Source organism: Clostridium pacaense (assembly GCF_020709765.2).
GTDB classification, from domain to species: Bacteria; Bacillota; Clostridia; order Lachnospirales; family Lachnospiraceae; genus Enterocloster; species Enterocloster hominis.
Genome location: NZ_JAJFEB020000001.1, coordinates 416,793 through 434,137 on the forward strand (window position 1 = coordinate 416,793; position 17,345 = coordinate 434,137).

The following is a 17,345-nucleotide window of genomic DNA, read 5'->3' on the forward strand; positions in this document are numbered from 1 at the left end:
TTATTCATATGGTAACATAGATATAAGATATAGATTTATAAGCTGACGCTATAAAAGAATACCATTTCAGAAGAAATTATAATACAATATCCAGTTGAATACAAGAAGTGCAATCATTAAAATTCCTAATGAATTTTCTATCCCCTTCTAATCACTCCCTGGTTCCATGTGTTCCTCCAACCGGAAAATACTCACAGACCCTTTGTCCAGAATGATAGTCACGCCTTCCTTCTGAATCTTCCCCTCATGACGGCCGTCCTTTTCCATCCTGTCCCCATCCGGTGCAGGTTCCACCCGCCCATTGCTGGTCATATGATCCCGTACCGCATCCTGTTCTTCCATATAACGGATCTGGACCATGTCTTTTAACGATGCGAAAAATCCTCCACGAATGGATGCATTCCAATATACAACCATCCCTATGGCAATTATAAGGATTTTTCTCGTAATGTGTTTTTTCCTCTTCACCGTCCTGTTTATGAGTTTTTTTCTCTTCCTTGTTTTTTGCCTGTAAATCCGCCTGTGTCCCTCATTCTCCCTGCCCTTCCACATCTTAATCATATGGCTTCTGTACAGGCGAAGCCATCTTCTGCGCCAATATGACTTCCACCATACCATCCTATGATTCCAGCCACATATCCTCCGGTTCAGGAATCCCATTCCTGGCTCCTTTCCCGCATCCTCTCCAATCCGGCCGCATATGGTCATTATAGTTCATCCCCGGTTCCATATCAAGACCAGAACACCCATTCCTCAGGACCCTGAACCAAGTTAAAAACGTTCTTTTCCTGCCCCGCCAGATACGCAAAGGGGATTCTTCCCCAGCTCCGGCAGATAAGCTAAAAGTCCCCACTCCCTGTCCCGCCAGCAATGCAAAAGGAACCCTTTCCCTGCCTCACCGGCCAAGAAAGGGTCCGCCCTGCAATAAATACCATAGAATAATGATTAGTGTGTTGCCTCTGTTGTGGCAGTGTTGCTGGTCTCACTGGTATTACCTGATTCGCCGGTCATGTCCTTGATGCCGTTGCCCACATCATCCACGCCGTCTTCCACGTCATCTACAAGATTGTCAAGCACGCCTCCGGTGGTTTCGGAACCGGATGTATTGCTGCTGCTCTCATTACTCCCTGCAGCGGTTGTGGATGTTGCTGCCGATGAAGAAGACTGGCTGGAACCTGTGGTGGACTGGGTGCCTGAATTATTGCTTCCGCAGGCCGTCACAGATAGAACCATAACGAATAGTAACATAGCTAAGATAGCAGGTCTGATTTTTTTCATAATAACATTCTCCTTTCTATTTCTACCCTTATTATGTGCGTTTGGAGAATATATTATGGTGGTATATCCTGCTATCTCAGGAAAATATTTCCTACAATTTAACCACGTCAGCCATAGTATAGAGTCCCGGGCCTTTTCCTGCCAGGAACTTCGCGGCCTCCAGGGCGCCTTTTGCGAAAATGGCTTTGGAATAAGCGGTATGGCTGAACGTGACCACCTCATCCCTGCCGGCGAAAATCACATCGTGTTCCCCAACAATGGACCCGCCCCTGACAGCGCTTATGCCGATTTCCGACACGTGTCTTTTTTCACGGCGGGTGCTTCTGTCATAGATATACCCGTAAGGCTCATCCATGGCCTGGTTAATGGAATCCGCCAGTGCAATGGCCGTGCCGCTGGGCGCATCCATCTTCTGGTTGTGGTGTTTTTCCACGATTTCGATGTCAAAGCCGGAACCGGCAAGTACCTTTGCCGCATCCTTCACCAGCTTAAGGAGCAGGTTGACGCCCAGGGACATATTGGCCGAGCGCAGCACAGCAGCGCTGGCGCTGGCGCGTTTGAGTGTCTCCAGCTGTGCTTCCGACAGCCCGGTGGTACACAGCACCACCGGCATACCTGTTTCGGAGCAGTATTTTAAAAGTCCGTCCACGGCTTTTGCCGAAGAGAAATCCACAATCACGTCTGCCTTCACGTTACATTGATCCAGGCTTTCAAATACGGGATAACCGCTGTCCTTTGCGGGGTGTAAGTCAATTCCCGCCACAATCTCAATAGACTCATCCTCTGCGGCCAGCCCTGTGATTACCTGTCCCATGGCCCCGCCGCAGCCGTGCATTATCATTTTTACCATCTGTGTCTTATCCTTTCCAGCCTTGGTTTACAGGATGCCGTATGCAGTCATGGCTGCTTTTAACTTCTCCTGGTTCTGGGGTTCCATCTCGGTCAGCGGAAGGCGCATCGGTCCCACATTCTTGCCCATCAGGTTCATGGCCGCCTTTACCGGAATGGGGTTCACTTCCGCAAACAGCTCTGTAATCAGCGGAATGGCATCCAGCTGCAGCTTGGTGCTTTTCGCCGTATCCCCTGCAAAATAAGCGGCGCAGATGTCATGGGTCTGTCTGGGAGCCACGTTGGAAAGCACGGAAATCACGCCCTTCCCCCCCAGGGAAAGCAGGGGTACGATCTGGTCGTCATTGCCGGAATACAGGTCCACCTTGCCGTCAGCCAGGCTCATCAGGGTTGCAATGGCTGAGAAATTACCGCTTGCTTCTTTTACGCCCACGATGTTATCCACATTCTTACAAAGGTCGGCTATGGTCTGGGGAAGGATCGTGACACCGGTCCTTCCAGGAATGTTATAAAGGAGGATTGGAATCTTCACGGCATCGGCAACCGCCTTAAAATGCGCCTTCAGCCCGTTCTGTGTGGCCTTATTGTAGTAAGGGGATACCAGTAAAAGGCCGTCGGCCCCGCGGCGCTCAGCCTCCACGGAAAGATAAACGGCTGTCTCCGTGCAGTTGGATCCGGTTCCCGCAATGACGGGGATGCGTTTTCCGGTCACCTTGCACACATATCCCACCACATCCAGGTGTTCCTCATGGCTCATGGTGGAAGCTTCTCCTGTGGTTCCGCAGACAATGATGGAGTCCGTACCCCCGGCAATCTGCTCCTCCACGATTTCTTCCAGCTTTTCATAGTTAACTTCCCCATTTTCCTTAAATGGTGTTACCAGCGCAACGCCTGCTCCTTCAAAAATAGCCATAATTTATTCTCTCCTTTTCTCTTGGTTCAATCACAGGATAGCAAAAAAGGGCTGAGGTAAATGTCAGCCCTTCACGTACGTATCATATCGTCATTCACGAATCCACGTTCTTCGGTAGCTCTCCATCCACCCGGATGACAGTCATATGGATGTTCACCATATGCCCAGAAAGAAACATGTTCCAGGTATGCTTCCCCCTTCGGCGTCTTTCCCTTTCCCCAAGCCGTCCTCTGTGCCTGCCACATCGGGCCTGGTTACTCTTGATTGACGCAACCTCTACTCTATGATTGTTGGTATTATATTATCATCCTATGATATGGATGTCAACAGGAAATCTCATTCATATCTGGTCTGGAGCTTCGTAACCTCATCCACATATGCATCCAGTGAATCCGGATACACATTGCCGGTGAGTATGAGCCTGATTTCAGCCTGCCTTGCCTGGCCGATAAGGGCGCACAGCTCATCCTGGGTAATGACGCCTTCATCCAGGATCCCAAGTATCTCATCCAGGATAAGGATATCGCATTCACCTGTCACCAGGACCTTCTTAGCAAAATTCAGCCCGTTGCGGATGCAGATCCTTGCCTCATCCTTTTCATCCTCTGACAGCTGGTCAAAAAAAACAGGAGTCTTCTCAAATCTGAAAATTTTAAATTCCGGTTCCAGGCGTTTCAGGATTTCCATGTTATCCATGTCCAGGGAACCTTTTAAAAATTGTACCATGATTACATTGCTGCCCTTGGCCAGCGCACTGATTCCCCTGCCCATTGCACTTGTTGATTTACCCTTGCCCGGCCCGCAGATAACCTGTATCATGCTTTCTTTCATCATCATGCACCTCATGCTTTACTTGCTTTTTCTTAAGAATGATGTTTCATTCATAGACTTTGCTCATAATAGCATAGTTTGACCAACTTTGCAAATATTTCTTACTTTTTCCGAAAGAAATTCCAAAGAGTCTTAAAAGATTATTCCTCGTCACATTCCAGTTTGCTGATGGAAACCTCATAGGCAATCCGCTTCTCACACTCGGTCTCGCTGAGTTTTTTGGTGTACTCCCTGCTCTGTACGCGGCCCCATATGCGCACCCTGGCGCCCACCTCAAAGCTGGATGCATAGCGGGCATTCCGCCCCCAGCTGATGCATGGTATGTAATCAGACTTGCCGTATGGACGGTTGACTGCCAGAAGGATATCTGCAATTTCACGGCCCAGAGGAGTTTTGCGGTAAATCGGCGGCTTGCAGATATAGCCGTCCAGGAATATCTGGTTTGTTTTTGTATAGTCCGTAAATTCTTCCATGAAATGGACCTCCCGGACAAAGATGGAAAGCATCAGCCTGTTCTTCACCCCTTCGTGGCGGTTATAGGAACGGAACTGGCCCAGCGCCTCAATGGTGCTTCCTGAATAGTCCTGGTGTACGTCCAACAGCCGCTCAGACACCATAAGCGGGATGATATCCGCCTGCTCGCTGAGCCGGTTCACAGCAACATCCACCATATAAAAGCCTTCTCCAAATACCTCGTGGCTAAAGGTAAATCCCGATACGATCTCACCGATAACACTTACCTTGTTGTTTTCAATCATTTTTTCTGACATAGTACATCTCCTCTTCGCTTCTAAATAAATTCTCACTTGGCCGTTTTTATTTTTTTCTTTCTGTTCAGCTTGCTTTCGTACGGCACATTGATAGTTTATGAGGAAATTTACCATAATAGACCAAAAAATAAGCGGATCCTGCCAGAACATTTCGACAGGATCCGCCTTTTTGTGTTTGATTATGTCGTTTTTACTTCTTAAAGGACGCCCTTTTACGCATGGTGGGGTCCAGGATCTTCTTGCGGATCCTCAGGCTTTCCGGCGTTACCTCCAGGAGCTCATCCGTGTCAATGAAGTCCAGGGCCTGCTCCAGGCTCATGATCTTCGGCGGCGTCAGCTTCAGCGCCTCATCCGCGCTGGAGGAACGTGTGTTGGTCAGCTTCTTGGTCTTGCAGACATTGATTTCAATGTCCTCCGCCTTGGGGCTTTGGCCTACGACCATACCTGAATATACCCTGGTTCCCGGTCCGATGAACAGGGTTCCCCTTTCCTGGGCATTGAACAGGCCGTAGGTAATGGCCTCTCCTGCCTCAAATGCAATCAGGGAGCCGGTCTGGCGGTAGAACAGGTCGCCCTTGTACTCTGCATATTCATCAAAAATAGTATTGAGGATACCATTTCCCTTTGTATCTGTCATGAAATCACCGCGGTATCCGATAAGTCCCCTGGAAGGGATGGAGAATTCCAGCCTGGAATATCCTCCCGCTGCCTGGCTCATGCCCTGGAGCGCGCCCTTGCGGCTTGTAAGCTTCTGGATGACCACGCCGGTGTATTCCTCCGGCACATCCACATAAGCCAGTTCCATCGGCTCCAGCTTGCGGTTCCTCTCATCATACCTGTACAGTACTTCCGCCTTACTCACCGCGAACTCAAAGCCTTCGCGGCGCATGTTCTCGATGAGTACGGACAGATGCAGCTCGCCGCGGCCCGAAACCTTGAAGCAGTCAGCGGAATCCGTCTCCTCCACACGCAGGCTTACGTCGGTGTTCAGCTCCCTGAACAGCCTGTCACGCAGGTGGCGGGAGGTGATGAACTTTCCTTCCTGGCCAGCCAGGGGGCTGTCATTTACCATGAAGTACATGGCAATGGTCGGCTCGGATATCTTCTGGAACGGGATTGCCTCAGGATGGTCCGGTGAACAGATGGTATCGCCGATATGGATGTCCGCAATACCGGAAATAGCCACGATGGAACCAACGGATGCCTGCTGTACCTCCACCCTCTTAAGACCGTCAAACTCATAGAGTTTTCCTATCTTGATTTTTTTGAATTTATCCGGGTCATGATGGTTGACCAGGACACATTCCTGGTTGACCTTAAGGCCGCCGTTGTCAACCTTTCCGATTCCGATACGGCCCACGAATTCATTGTAATCAATGGTGCTGATCAACACCTGGGTGTCCGCGTCCGGGTCACCTTCCGGGGCAGGCGTATGGCTGATGATGGTCTCAAACAGGGGACCCATGTCCATGTTGTCATCTTCCATGTGATACCTTGCAAATCCGCCCCTTGCGGACGCAAAGATAAACGGGCAGTCAAGCTGCTCATCCGATGCGTCAAGGTCCATCATTAGCTCAAGCGTCTCGTCAATCACCTCTGAAGGACGCGCTTCCGGGCGGTCAACCTTATTGATGCACACAATCACGGATAAATCCAGTTCCAGCGCCTTCTGAAGCACGAACTTGGTCTGCGGCATGGGGCCTTCATAGGCATCCACCACCAGCACGACTCCGTTCACCATCTTAAGCACACGCTCCACTTCCCCGCCAAAGTCGGCATGTCCGGGAGTGTCGATAATGTTGATTTTAGTATCTTTATAAAATACAGCCGTATTCTTGGACAGGATGGTGATACCGCGCTCGCGCTCAATGTCATTGGAGTCCATGACGCGTTCCTGGACCTCCTGGCCCACACGGAATACGCCGCTCTGCCTTAACAGCTGGTCTACTAATGTGGTCTTGCCATGGTCTACATGGGCAATAATAGCAATATTTCTTACATCTTCTCTTTTCATCTTCATAGTGATTACTCTTCCTTAATTATATACGTCTACAGCCACGGTTTTATAGTATAGCATTGCTATTTACATAATGCAAGGGATTTTACGGGAAAATGCCGCTGATTACGGAATTTTCTTCTAAAAAACAATGACTTTTCCGTCAACAACGCCATAATAGACCTCATCCACGTTCTTAATGGAAGCCCGCCCATTGGTCCCTTCCGTCAGCTGGGCCTTAAAACGGCCTTCCTCAGCAGCAGGCACCAGGAAGGTAAACAGAACCTGGTCCGTGTACTGGCTGTCCAGGGTATCAATGCCTGACTGGGCTGCAATGTACTGGATTTTCCCAACGCCGTTGTAATCCGTCCTGACCTCCAGGCAGGAGGCCAGCTTTTTCTCCACCACCACGCAGGCCTTAAGACCTTCCTTCAGCGCGCCGGAGTAGGCCCTGACCAAGCCTCCTGTGCCGAGCAGGGTTCCGCCAAAATACCGGGTCACCACGGCGCACACATCGTGAAGCCCCTCTCCGGCCAGCACGTCCATCATGGGCTTGCCCGCTGTCTGGGAGGGTTCCCCGTCATCGCTGCACCTGGCCGTCTGCCCCCTGTCGCCTATGATATAGGCAAAGCAGTGATGCCTTGCATCCCAGTATTTCCTTCGCATCTCCTCCACAAAGGCCAGCGCATCTTCCTCACTGGCCACTGGTTTTATATCCGCAATGAACCTGGACTTCTTCTCAACCAGCTCCCCGGTTCCGCCCTGATATACTATTTTGTAACGCTCTACCACTTTCCATACTCCTTTGTTCCAATTTAAGGGTATCATTCCCCACATTCCGACCTGTTTTTGCCTATTTTTTATCATAATATAGAAATACGGCGATGGCAAGGGCATATTTAAACCTTTTCAATTTTACAAAACTGGTGTATAATCTACAGGATAGACTTTGAAGGTAATCTTTATGTAGGAAAGGCCACGGTTTAGGGAACCGTGGAAAGGTAAAGGAAAACCCACGAAAAAGGAATCGTGGGAAGATTAAGGAAAGTCCACGAAAAGGAATCGTGGAACGATAAAGGAGAATATATGAACTATGGTAAGTATGAGACTGAACGCAGGATCAAGTCTCTCCACTCCAAATCAGGCAAATACGCCTCGCGGCTGTTCCTTAATATATTTAAGGCCCTGTTTGTCCTGTTTCTTTTCTTAGCAGTAGTGGGCGCGTCCATCGGTTTCGGTATGGTTAAGGGTATTATTGACAATGCCCCCTCCGTAGATATCTTAAACATCCAGCCTGACCGCTTTGCCACCACGGTTTACGATGCTGCAGGCAACCTGACGGACACACTGGTCACCAGCGGTTCCAACCGTGAATCAGCCACATATGAGGAACTTCCTCAGAACCTGGTCAATGCCTTCATTGCCATTGAGGATTCCCGTTTCAGGAGCCACAACGGCATTGATATCCGTTCCATTGCCCGTGCCGTAAAGGGCGTCATCAGCGATGACTATGCAGGAGGCGGGAGCACCATCACCCAGCAGCTCATCAAGAACAATGTATTTTCCGGCGGCATGGAGTCAGGCTGGGGCGCCAAGATTGAGCGGAAGCTGCAGGAACAGTACCTTGCGGTCCAGCTGGAGAAGAATTCCGGCATGAGCAAGGAAGACACCAAGAACCTGATCATCACCAACTACCTGAACACAATCAACCTGGGCAACAACACCCTTGGTGTGAAGGTGGCTGCCAAACGTTATTTTAACAAGAACCTGTCCGATCTGACCTTGTCCGAATGCGCGGTGCTGGCTTCCATTACCAAGAATCCGTCCAAACTGAACCCCATATCCGGACGGGAGAAGAATGCGGAGCGGCGCCAGATCGTACTGCAGTACATGTATGACCAGGGTTTCATTTCCAAGGAGGAGCAGGAGGAAGCGCTTGCAGATGATGTCTATGACAGGATCCAGAATGTGGATACCGCTACCAAGGAGACCAATAACCACTACAGTTATTTTACGGACGAGCTGATTGAGCAGGTCATAACAGCACTGATGGAAAAGCTGGATTACACGGAAAGCCAGGCCAGCAACCTTCTGTATTCCGGCGGACTTCAGATTTACACCACCCAGGACCCGGAACTTCAGGCCATCGTGGATGAGGAAATCAACAATCCGGACAACTATTCCGTTGCCAAGTATTCCGTGGAATACAGGCTCAGTGTCACCCATGCGGACGGCACCACGGAGCATTATTCCGAGGAGAACCTCAAGAGCTACCGCAAGACAATCCTGCGGGACACCTCCTTTGAGGGCCTTTACGCAAGTGAGGACGCAATCCAGTCCGATATCGACTCCTACAAGGAGTGGCTGTTAAAGGATGGGGACGAAATCATAGGCGAACGTCAGAACCCAATCCTCCAGCCACAGGCTTCCTTTGTGCTGATGGACCAGCACACAGGTGAAATCAAGGCGCTTTGCGGCGGCCGCGGTGAGAAGAAGGCCAGCCTTACCTTAAACCGTGCCAGCAATGTCTACCGTCAGCCTGGTTCCGCATTTAAGGTCATCACTTCCTTTGCACCTGCGCTGGATGCCTGCGGCGCTACCCTGGGAACGGTTTATTACGATTCCACTTATACCATCGGTACCAAAACCTTCAGGAACTGGTGGAACTCCGGTTATGGATTTGTGGGCTATCACAATATCCGTGACGGTATCATCTATTCCATGAATGTGATTGCGGTCCGCTGCATGATGGAGACAGTCACTCCACAGCTGGGCGTTGAATATGCGGAGAACATGGGCATCACCTCCCTGGTCAAGGACGACCTGGGCGCGGCCACTGCCCTGGGCGGCATCACAAAAGGAGTTTCCAACCTGGAGATGACTGCTGCCTATGCTTCCATTGCCAATGGCGGCGTGTATACCAAACCGCGTTTCTTCACAAAGATACTGGACCACAACGGCAAGGTGCTTATAGACAATGAACCGGAAACCAAGCAGGTCCTGAAGGATTCCACTGCATTCCTCCTCACGGACGCCATGGCTGAATCCATGAAGAGCAACCGCCTGTTTGCAAGATCCGGGATATCCATCAACTCCACCAGTACCAGGTCAGCGCTGACCGGAATGTCCGCTGCCGGCAAGAGCGGTACCACTACCGCTAACAATGATATCTGGTTCGTGGGGTATACGCCTTACTACACAGCAGGCATCTGGGGTGGATGTGACAACAACCAGAAGCTGAAACACGGTAATGTCAATAACGGCGGAACCTCCTTCCACAAGGATATATGGCGCAACATCATGAACCGTATCCATGAAGGCAAGTCCGACCCCGGCTTTGCCATACCGGACAGCATAGAGACCGCGGAAATCTGCCGTAAGTCCGGCAAGCGCGCCGTTGCAGGCGTATGTACGGCCGACCCAAGAGGCAACGCGGTTTATACGGAATATTTTGCAAAGGGAACAGCTCCCACGGAAGTGTGCGATAAGCATGTGGCGGTGACTGTATGTGCTGACTCAGGCATGCGTCCAACGCCCTACTGCCCCAACAAGACCACCAGGGTCTGCATGGTGCTTCCGGATGGAGAGACAGGCGCCACGGATGATTCAGCATTCTCCATCCCAGGCTACTGCAACATCCACACGGATGTTTCCACCATCATCAATCCAAATCCGGACGAGACCGGAGGCGACAGCCCCATTGTTTCACCTATCGGGCCTGGCTACCAGCCTTCCACGTCGGCGCCGGCCACAGAGGGTTATGGACCGGGGAATATACCATATTAGGCCCATTGCTTATGTGCGGATAAGTAATTAAGAACAATAATGAAGAACAACAAAAATAAGCCCGGGGCATTCCTGGGCTTATTTTTGTTCTGCCTCCACTGCTTTTTAATCCTGCTTCCTCCCCTATCTGATAGTAAGGAAATCGTGAGCGGCCCATAATATGATAAAAAAGAAGCCTTGGTAAAGTTCAAAGTTTTACCTGCATGGATTTCCAGGCAGACAGCCTCTTATTTCATCTTAGGCTTAAACACCAGGGATGCCAGATATCCGAATACCAGCGCCCCGCATATACCGGCGGAGCTGGCTGTCAGGCCTCCTTTAAAGATTCCCAGCACCCCGTCTTTCCCGATGGCCTCCTTAACCCCCTTCCAGAGGGTATTGCCAAATCCCAGAAGGGGTACCCCTGCTCCTGCTCCTGCCCATTTTGCAAACGGCTCATATATGCCGATGGCTCCAAGGATACATCCGGTTACTACCAGCGTTACCATGATCCGGCCAGGCATCATTTTTGTTTTTTCCATCAGGATCTGCACCAGTGCGCAGATAAGTCCTCCAATTAAAAATGCTTTCACATAATCCATGATGTCGATACCTCCTTAATCGTCAATGTGCTCAATGATGACTGCGTGGGCGATTCCGGGAATGCTCTGGCCTTCATTGAAGCTAACCGTAGACAGAAGGGCGCCAGTGGGGACAAACAGCACCCTTTTCCATGTGCCGTCCTGTACCTTAGGCAGGATATAGGAACAGAGTGTAACCGCACTGCAGCCGCAGCCGCTCCCGCCTGCATGTGTGTCCTGCTGTTCCTTATCATATATCTCAATTCCGCAGTCCATGTGGATCTGGCTCAGGTCCCTTCCTTTGTTCTTCATGAACTCCAAAAGGATGGTCCTGCCCACTTCTCCCAGGTCCCCGGTGATGATCTTGTCATACCATGTTTCATTGACCTGGAAATCCTCCAGGTTCTGTTCTATGGTATGGAACGCGGCAGGCGCCATGGCAGCTCCCATGTTCATGGAATCCTTGGCTCCCATATCCACCATACGGCCCGTGGTGATGCCTGCAATCCTTGCAAGGCCGCTCTTCCTGTCCCCTGCAATGACAACAGCGCCGCAGCCGGTTACGGTCCAGGTGGCTGACATGGGCCTTTGGTTGCCATAGGCCAGCGGAAAACGGAACTGTTTCTCAGCCGTTGCAAAATGGCTGGATGCCATGGACATGACCTGGCTGGCATATCCCCCGTTCACAGCCATGGCGCCAAGGCTCAGGGCCTCCCCCATGGTTGAACAGGCCCCATAAAGGCCAAAGAGAGGTATCTCCAGATCCACGGTCCCAAAGGACGTGGCAATCAGCTGTCCCAGCAGGTCCCCTGCGAAGAGGTAGCGCAGGTCGCTTTTCCTGATCCCGCCCTTTTCAATCACAAGGTCCGCGGTTCTTTTCTGCATGGCGCTCTCCGCCTGTTCCCAGTTATCCTTGCCGAACATGTCATCCTGCTCCACCTGGTCAAAAAGCTTTCCAAGAGGCCCGTCCCCTTCTTTTTTACCAACCACCGCCCCGGCGCTTATAATGACCGGCGGGTGTTCAAACTCTATACTTGCCTTTCCTTTCATCTGTCCCATCTTATGCATTCTCCTTCCTCTGACAGGATATATTCATTATCAGTATCTCTCATTTCCCGAAAATTAGTCATAATAGGCAATTGACAGGATAAAATATTTCTGTTAGAGTAAATTCACATGAAACATATGAAGGAGGCCTGTCTTATGGTATGGTTCTTTGTTACGGACAGGATGAGAAGGCGAATCAGCTCTGTACAATTGTATCCGGTGAAGCATTGTACGGAGCTTAAACTGGGCGTTTAACTGCTTTTATTCATCGGGAAATGGTCGGCCCTGCGCGTATGGTCTGAACGATTGCATACGCCTTGTTTCTGTACCATTTTCCCGGAGCAGCGGACGTCCTTATGGATTGGGCTGTGGACAGTGTCTGTCCGCAGCCCTTTTATTATGCCAAAATCCCAAAATAATCATAGAAAGATGAGGTTACACAAATCATGAACCAATCCTGGAAAAATACAGCCGCACGATTCCTGACGGCCCAGACCATATCGCTCTTTGGCTCCTCCCTGGTGCAGTATGCCATTGTCTGGTATGTGACGCTCTCCACTTCCTCAGGACGTATGCTGACCATATCCACCGTATGCGGATTTGCACCGCAGATTGCCATATCCCTGTTTGCAGGCGTATGGATTGACCGCTATGACAGGAAGATGCTGATCATGCTCTCCGACACGGTCATTGCACTCTCCACCCTGATACTGGCCATTAACTTTTTATCCGGGCACAGGAATATCTGGCTGCTGTTTACCGTGCTCATGATCCGTTCTGCCGGGACGGGAATCCAGACACCGGCAGTCAATGCAGTCATTCCCCAGATTGTCCCGCAGGGGCATCTGATGCGCGTAAATGGCATCCAAAGCACCATAACCGCCCTTATCATGTTCCTCTCTCCGGCAGTCAGCGGCGCCATACTGTCGGTATCCACCTTGGAAACAACACTGTTCATCGATGTATTTACCGCCCTCATAGGCGTGGGGATTACCTCTGTCCTGGCCATACCCGGATACAGGAAGGACAGGATGGAGGATCATGCCGGGACATCATCCGGAATCAGCAGCCTGAAACAGGGCTTCCTCTATCTGAAGACAGATTCCTTTGTACGGCATCTCCTGTTATTCCAGATAGCGGTGCTGTTCCTTATCAGCCCCTCCGCCTTCCTGACGCCCCTGATGGTCAGCCGCACCTTCGGCCCGCAGGTATGGCGCCTCACTGCCTCGGAAATGACTTACAGCATCGGCTCTGTCCTGGGCGGCATCCTGATTACATCCTGGGGCGGATTTAAGAAGCGGTTAAAAACAACGGTCCTGGCCGGATGGCTGTACGGCGTGCTGATGGCGGGCCTTGGCATGGCCCCGGCATTCCTGATTTACCTGGCATGCAATATGATGATTGGAATCACATCCCCCTGCTACAATTCCCCCATCACGGTATCCATCCAGGAACAGGTCCCCGCTTCCATGCAGGGCCGGGTATTCAGCTTCATGCAGATTTCCACCTCCTGTGCCCTTCCCCTGGGGATGATGGTATTCGGCCCCCTGGCCGATGTGATAAGAATCCAAACCCTTCTTATAGGCGGCGGGGTTGCCGTCATGGCCTGTACGGCTGCCTTTTATTTTGCTATAATATAAAATAAAATGCAAAAAGGCAGGCGGCCGGAATGTCTTCCCATCCCAACCGCCTGCCAAAAAACGGCACGTATTCCGTTTTAAATCTGGAATATCCCCATCAGTCCCCCAACCCAGTAAATCAGTCCCAGGACCCAGCTGGTCAGGACCCCGTACAGGATAACCGGACCTGCAATGGTAAATATCTTACATCCCACGCCAAACACCTCGCCCTCAGCGTGGAACTCAATGGCTGGCGCCACCACGGAGTTGGCGAATCCTGTAATCGGCACCAATGCGCCTGCGCCGCCGAATTTTACAATCTTGGGGTAAATGTTAAGGCCGGTCAGGACAATACTGATAAGGATCAGGGCCAGAAGGTTCCAGGCCGCTGCTGTCTCCTGTTCCATCCCCATCCCGTTCATCAGATAATTGGTGATAAGCTGTCCGATGACGCAGATGACGCCCCCTACCAGGAAGGCGCAGGCCATGCTTTTGGGCAGGCTGTGGACCGGGGTTATCTCCTTGACATATTCTTCATATTTTTTCTTGTCAACTTCCATTACTTTTCTCCTTTTCAATCAGTACCAGCGCCCATGGCATCACTGACCTATCCCAGCGACGCCATATGGTACCAGAAATAAACCAGGGAACCGGTAAGCTTGCCAGCCGCCAGGCCAAGTATCAGGTACTGCAGCCCCACGGACAGGTGGATCCTCCTGCTGATGACAGGCAGGGCCTTTAAGGTTTCAGCCAGGGACATGACAAGGCAGCCCACGAAGATTCCAACGGACAGCCCGGCCGCAATCAGGAAAACAGGGCCTATCAGCGCGCCCATATAGATGGGGAACTCATAGATATCCAGGATATTGCCCAGGACTCCCCCCAATATGATGACTGTCTCATACAGCATGATATGCTTTCTGGTGCCTGTCTTTCCCATCAGGCGTACGAACACGCCGATGATGGCCAGGAAAGCATATACGCCGGCCGCAATCACGCCGCCGGCGCACAGACCAAAGAATGCCAGCAATGCCTTTTTAAGTAATATCAATTTTTGACTCCTTCCTGCCGTCCTCGGCAATCAGGGTCTTACTGATATTGTCCTCATAAAGACGCATTTCCACTTCCAGGGGAGTGGGGTCGGTGTTCAGCTTGACCGAGGCAAAATGGTTAAAGAACCCAATGATCCCCACTGCCAGCCCCACACTATAGCTGACTTCCAACACAGTGAATCCTCCTGATTCATACCCCATCACAAGGCGGTATACCTCGCTGAACACATCCGTCACGCTGACATCGTTATTAAATGTCATGATGGCAAATGCCGCCCCAAAAAAACAGACAGCACAGACAAAAACCGTTTTAGTCCACTGCCAGATGTAAGCCGGGGGAGAGGGTGGTTTATACGCAATGATAAAATCCACTTCCCCCACATGGTTCACATCCAGGGTGGAATCCATCTCAATCAGCTTCCGGGTGACATCCAGGGCGCTCATGATGTAACGCCGCTTTTCATCCAGCTTAATGGTCTTGACCTTCATGGCATTGCACTTATTCATTATATTCTGGTCATCACAGTAAACCTGGGCCACATCCTTTAAAACCACATCCTTGTGGGTCAGCTCCGTAATCTGGTTGAGTTTCACATAGACGGTGTTCTTCATAGTCCTTTACCGCTCCTTTGTATCTCCTGCTCCCCATAAATCATGGATGAAGGGTCTGTCACAAAAGCAGGATATGCCGCCTCCTCAACGTTCCACGCTTCTTCTAACCTCGGGCTATCCCCAGCCAGCTGATTCTGTTCTTCCCATACCAGGGTGCCTTCCTTTTCATATCCCCTGTCCCTCATACCGGAGGAGAGATACCATACCAGGATTCCAATCAGGACAATTGCCCCGATTACAGCCAGAATTTCACATACACGTTTAGCAAAACCCATATAATCACATCCTTTTCGTAAACTGGTTTGATTGGTTCTGGTGTTAGTATGGATGGAAAAATTAATTTTATACTTTTTTATTTTTCATAGCGCATTCGCATTTCTTTTAAAATCCGCTTTTCAAGACGCGATACCTGGACCTGCGAGATGCCCAGCTCCTTGGCAATCTGGGTCTGGGTCTGGTTGTAAAAATACCGCCTGACAATGATTTCCCTCTGCTCCTCGCCCAGGTCCTCCATCAGTTCTTTTAAAACCATCCTGTTAAGCAGTTCCTCATGGTCATTATTCTCTTCCTCCAGACGGTCCATGAGGAACATGGTATTATCATCCCCATTGCCTGTGGGCCGGTACAGGGATTCCACCTCGGCGCCCGCTTCCATGGATGCCGCCACTTCCTCACGGCTTGTATCCAGTCTGGCCGCAATCTCCTCGATGGTGGGTTCCCGTCCCAGGCTGTATGTCATCTCCTCCCTTGCAGCCCTTACCTTAAACCCCAGTTCCTTGATGGAGCGGCTTACCTTGATCATGCCGTCATCCCTGAGGAAACGTTTGATTTCCCCTGTGATCATGGGCACTGCATAGGTAGAGAACTTCACCTCGAATCCCGTGTCAAATTTATCGATTGCCTTGATAAGCCCGATGCTCCCTATCTGGAACAGGTCCTCCATCTCATATCCGCGGCCGGAAAACCGTCTCACAATGCTCCATATAAGACCTACATTGTCCATTACCAGCTGGTCCCTTGCCGCTTTATCCCCTTCGTGAGCCATATTGATTAATTTCATGGTCTCATCCATCGCCGTCACCTGCCGATGAATTTCTTCATTGATACCAGGGTTCCCTTGCCCGGCTCCGACTGTACCTCTACCTCATCCATAAACGCCTCCATGAAAGAAAAGCCCATGCCGGAACGCTCGCCTGACTCATCCGTGGTAAACATGGGTTCCATTGCTGTCTTCACATCCGGTATTCCCACACCCTGGTCTTCTATGCATACGGTCAGTATTCCCTCAGCTGTATCTGCCGTTATGTCCATACAGATAACCCCTCCCTGGTTCCCATAACCATGGATGACCGCATTGGTCACGGCCTCGGACACGGCCGTCTTGACATCATCAATTTCTTCCAGGGTGGGATTCAGCCTGCTCATGAACACGGCTGTCACCACCCTGGCAAACTCCTCGTTCTGTGAAAGGCTGTCCATCATAAGCCTTAAGTGTTCCTTACCATTCCCCGCTTTGTCAAACCGGGGACTTTCCATCATTGACTCCATTTTCTTATCCTCCATTTTTTCTTCTCCCCTCTTATCCTTTAAGGGCTGATTCCCTGTCCTCATATCCTTTTATCAGGCGGTTGATCCCGCCCATTTCCAGTATCCGCTTAACCTGGGCGCCCGCCCCATAATAGGATACATGCCCCCTGCTGGCCGCCATCTGCTTATAACGGCTTAACAGCACGCCGATTCCAGAGGAATCCATAAAGGATGTGTGCGTAAAATCAAATACAATCCTGTTAATATAATTTTCTTCCAGAAGCAGGTCCGTATCGCTTTTCAGGTTCCTGCAGTTGTGATGGTCCAGTTCCTTAGGAAGGTGTATCACAAGAGTCTGCTCCCTGGCTTCATAGGTAAACATTGTATGATCCATGTCCTCATACTCCTTTCTTCTGCGCTGTGTCTGGATTTTTGTATAAAAAAAGATACTACAAAAGACGCGTCATGCTTATCTTCCGTAGTATCTTGATTTTTAAATGTCTGG

The 17,345-nt window shown here is 50.6% G+C and carries 19 protein-coding genes and 1 riboswitch; of the genes, 2 read left to right on the forward strand and 17 right to left on the reverse strand.

Features of this window, described 5'->3' with window-relative positions; genetic code table 11:
- Positions 1–147 precede the first annotated feature (147 nt).
- The 8 genes from LK536_RS31605 to LK536_RS31640 form a co-directional block, all read right to left on the reverse strand.
- Positions 148–561 (reverse strand): hypothetical protein, encoded by a 414-nt coding sequence (locus LK536_RS31605; protein ID WP_506092027.1) that lies wholly within the window; start codon positions 559–561, stop codon positions 148–150.
- Positions 562–945: 384 nt separating this feature from the next.
- Positions 946–1,278, reverse strand: coding sequence for a hypothetical protein (locus tag LK536_RS31610; protein ID WP_008725336.1), 333 nt, complete (start codon positions 1,276–1,278; stop codon positions 946–948).
- A 91-nt stretch (positions 1,279–1,369) separates the two neighbouring features.
- Positions 1,370–2,128: a 4-hydroxy-tetrahydrodipicolinate reductase gene (dapB, locus tag LK536_RS31615; RefSeq protein ID WP_120058257.1), complete on the reverse strand. Its 759-nt coding sequence runs from the start codon at positions 2,126–2,128 to the stop codon at positions 1,370–1,372.
- A gap of 27 nt (positions 2,129–2,155) precedes the next feature.
- Positions 2,156–3,040: a 4-hydroxy-tetrahydrodipicolinate synthase gene (dapA, locus tag LK536_RS31620; protein WP_227794959.1), complete on the reverse strand. Its 885-nt coding sequence runs from the start codon at positions 3,038–3,040 to the stop codon at positions 2,156–2,158.
- A gap of 107 nt (positions 3,041–3,147) precedes the next feature.
- Positions 3,148–3,327, reverse strand: a riboswitch (Lysine riboswitch).
- A 49-nt stretch (positions 3,328–3,376) separates the two neighbouring features.
- Positions 3,377–3,874 (reverse strand): cob(I)yrinic acid a,c-diamide adenosyltransferase, encoded by a 498-nt coding sequence (locus LK536_RS31625; RefSeq protein WP_227795173.1) that lies wholly within the window; start codon positions 3,872–3,874, stop codon positions 3,377–3,379.
- Positions 3,875–4,011: 137 nt separating this feature from the next.
- The gene (locus tag LK536_RS31630; RefSeq protein WP_008725330.1) at positions 4,012–4,641 is read right to left on the reverse strand and encodes a single-stranded DNA-binding protein; all 630 of its coding nucleotides are present in this window, start codon (positions 4,639–4,641) and stop codon (positions 4,012–4,014) included.
- Positions 4,642–4,831: 190 nt separating this feature from the next.
- Positions 4,832–6,661, reverse strand: coding sequence for a translational GTPase TypA (typA, locus tag LK536_RS31635; RefSeq protein WP_008725328.1), 1,830 nt, complete (start codon positions 6,659–6,661; stop codon positions 4,832–4,834).
- Between the two features lie 117 nt (positions 6,662–6,778).
- A complete protein-coding gene (locus LK536_RS31640; RefSeq protein ID WP_227794960.1) occupies positions 6,779–7,429 on the reverse strand; it encodes a YigZ family protein in 651 nt (216 codons plus the stop codon).
- A gap of 294 nt (positions 7,430–7,723) precedes the next feature.
- Here LK536_RS31640 and LK536_RS31645 point away from each other — a divergent pair, with 294 nt between their 5' ends.
- The gene (locus tag LK536_RS31645; RefSeq protein ID WP_008725318.1) at positions 7,724–10,423 is read left to right on the forward strand and encodes a transglycosylase domain-containing protein; all 2,700 of its coding nucleotides are present in this window, start codon (positions 7,724–7,726) and stop codon (positions 10,421–10,423) included.
- Positions 10,424–10,650: 227 nt separating this feature from the next.
- Here the strand turns inward: LK536_RS31645 and LK536_RS31650 are convergent, their stop codons facing one another.
- Together LK536_RS31650 and spoVAD are read right to left on the reverse strand one after the other, a co-directional pair.
- Entirely contained in the window at positions 10,651–11,004 is a 354-nt protein-coding gene (locus LK536_RS31650; RefSeq protein WP_008725314.1) for a SpoVA/SpoVAEb family sporulation membrane protein, read from the reverse strand.
- Between the two features lie 15 nt (positions 11,005–11,019).
- Positions 11,020–12,051 carry a stage V sporulation protein AD gene (gene spoVAD / locus LK536_RS31655; protein ID WP_474911993.1) on the reverse strand — a complete coding sequence of 344 codons (1,032 nt, stop codon included), beginning with the start codon at positions 12,049–12,051 and terminating at the stop codon, positions 11,020–11,022.
- A gap of 425 nt (positions 12,052–12,476) precedes the next feature.
- Between spoVAD and LK536_RS31660 the strand changes: the two genes are divergently transcribed.
- A complete protein-coding gene (locus LK536_RS31660) occupies positions 12,477–13,670 on the forward strand; it encodes an MFS transporter (protein ID WP_227794961.1) in 1,194 nt (397 codons plus the stop codon).
- Between the two features lie 77 nt (positions 13,671–13,747).
- Here the strand turns inward: LK536_RS31660 and LK536_RS31665 are convergent, their stop codons facing one another.
- The 7 genes from LK536_RS31665 to LK536_RS31695 form a co-directional block, all read right to left on the reverse strand.
- A complete protein-coding gene (locus tag LK536_RS31665) occupies positions 13,748–14,209 on the reverse strand; it encodes a SpoVA/SpoVAEb family sporulation membrane protein (RefSeq protein WP_120058254.1) in 462 nt (153 codons plus the stop codon).
- 47 nt (positions 14,210–14,256) lie between these two features.
- Positions 14,257–14,700: a stage V sporulation protein AB gene (locus tag LK536_RS31670; protein WP_025482109.1), complete on the reverse strand. Its 444-nt coding sequence runs from the start codon at positions 14,698–14,700 to the stop codon at positions 14,257–14,259.
- A complete protein-coding gene (locus LK536_RS31675; RefSeq protein WP_008725303.1) occupies positions 14,687–15,313 on the reverse strand; it encodes a stage V sporulation protein AA in 627 nt (208 codons plus the stop codon). Before LK536_RS31675 ends, LK536_RS31670 begins: the two co-directional genes overlap by 14 nt.
- Positions 15,310–15,588, reverse strand: a complete 279-nt coding sequence (locus tag LK536_RS31680) for a hypothetical protein (RefSeq protein WP_008725300.1) — start codon at positions 15,586–15,588, stop codon at positions 15,310–15,312. The genes LK536_RS31675 and LK536_RS31680 overlap by 4 nt, the downstream gene beginning before the upstream one ends.
- Before the next feature lie 77 nt (positions 15,589–15,665).
- Positions 15,666–16,373, reverse strand: coding sequence for a SigB/SigF/SigG family RNA polymerase sigma factor (locus LK536_RS31685; RefSeq protein ID WP_331472079.1), 708 nt, complete (start codon positions 16,371–16,373; stop codon positions 15,666–15,668).
- 17 nt (positions 16,374–16,390) lie between these two features.
- On the reverse strand, positions 16,391–16,795 hold the full coding sequence (gene spoIIAB, locus LK536_RS31690) for an anti-sigma F factor (RefSeq protein ID WP_034575891.1): 405 nt from the start codon (positions 16,793–16,795) through the stop codon (positions 16,391–16,393).
- A 97-nt stretch (positions 16,796–16,892) separates the two neighbouring features.
- Positions 16,893–17,234, reverse strand: coding sequence for an STAS domain-containing protein (locus LK536_RS31695; protein WP_025482111.1), 342 nt, complete (start codon positions 17,232–17,234; stop codon positions 16,893–16,895).
- Positions 17,235–17,345 lie beyond the last annotated feature (111 nt).

Bases quoted from the DNA above. Each gene is read 5' to 3' on its own strand.
- LK536_RS31605 (WP_506092027.1), bottom strand. From the start codon at position 561: ATGATTAAGATGTGGAAGGGCAGGGAGAATGAGGGACACAGGCGGATT.
- LK536_RS31610 (WP_008725336.1), bottom strand. From the start codon at position 1,278: ATGAAAAAAATCAGACCTGCTATCTTAGCTATGTTACTATTCGTTATG.
- dapB (WP_120058257.1), bottom strand. From the start codon at position 2,128: ATGGTAAAAATGATAATGCACGGCTGCGGCGGGGCCATGGGACAGGTA.
- dapA (WP_227794959.1), bottom strand. From the start codon at position 3,040: ATGGCTATTTTTGAAGGAGCAGGCGTTGCGCTGGTAACACCATTTAAG.
- LK536_RS31625 (WP_227795173.1), bottom strand. From the start codon at position 3,874: ATGATGAAAGAAAGCATGATACAGGTTATCTGCGGGCCGGGCAAGGGT.
- LK536_RS31630 (WP_008725330.1), bottom strand. From the start codon at position 4,641: ATGTCAGAAAAAATGATTGAAAACAACAAGGTAAGTGTTATCGGTGAG.
- typA (WP_008725328.1), bottom strand. From the start codon at position 6,661: ATGAAGATGAAAAGAGAAGATGTAAGAAATATTGCTATTATTGCCCAT.
- LK536_RS31645 (WP_008725318.1), top strand. From the start codon at position 7,724: ATGAACTATGGTAAGTATGAGACTGAACGCAGGATCAAGTCTCTCCAC.
- LK536_RS31650 (WP_008725314.1), bottom strand. From the start codon at position 11,004: ATGGATTATGTGAAAGCATTTTTAATTGGAGGACTTATCTGCGCACTG.
- spoVAD (WP_474911993.1), bottom strand. From the start codon at position 12,051: ATGCATAAGATGGGACAGATGAAAGGAAAGGCAAGTATAGAGTTTGAA.
- LK536_RS31660 (WP_227794961.1), top strand. From the start codon at position 12,477: ATGAACCAATCCTGGAAAAATACAGCCGCACGATTCCTGACGGCCCAG.
- LK536_RS31665 (WP_120058254.1), bottom strand. From the start codon at position 14,209: ATGGAAGTTGACAAGAAAAAATATGAAGAATATGTCAAGGAGATAACC.
- LK536_RS31675 (WP_008725303.1), bottom strand. From the start codon at position 15,313: ATGAAGAACACCGTCTATGTGAAACTCAACCAGATTACGGAGCTGACC.
- LK536_RS31680 (WP_008725300.1), bottom strand. From the start codon at position 15,588: ATGGGTTTTGCTAAACGTGTATGTGAAATTCTGGCTGTAATCGGGGCA.
- LK536_RS31685 (WP_331472079.1), bottom strand. From the start codon at position 16,373: ATGAAATTAATCAATATGGCTCACGAAGGGGATAAAGCGGCAAGGGAC.
- spoIIAB (WP_034575891.1), bottom strand. From the start codon at position 16,795: ATGATGGACAGCCTTTCACAGAACGAGGAGTTTGCCAGGGTGGTGACA.
- LK536_RS31695 (WP_025482111.1), bottom strand. From the start codon at position 17,234: ATGGATCATACAATGTTTACCTATGAAGCCAGGGAGCAGACTCTTGTG.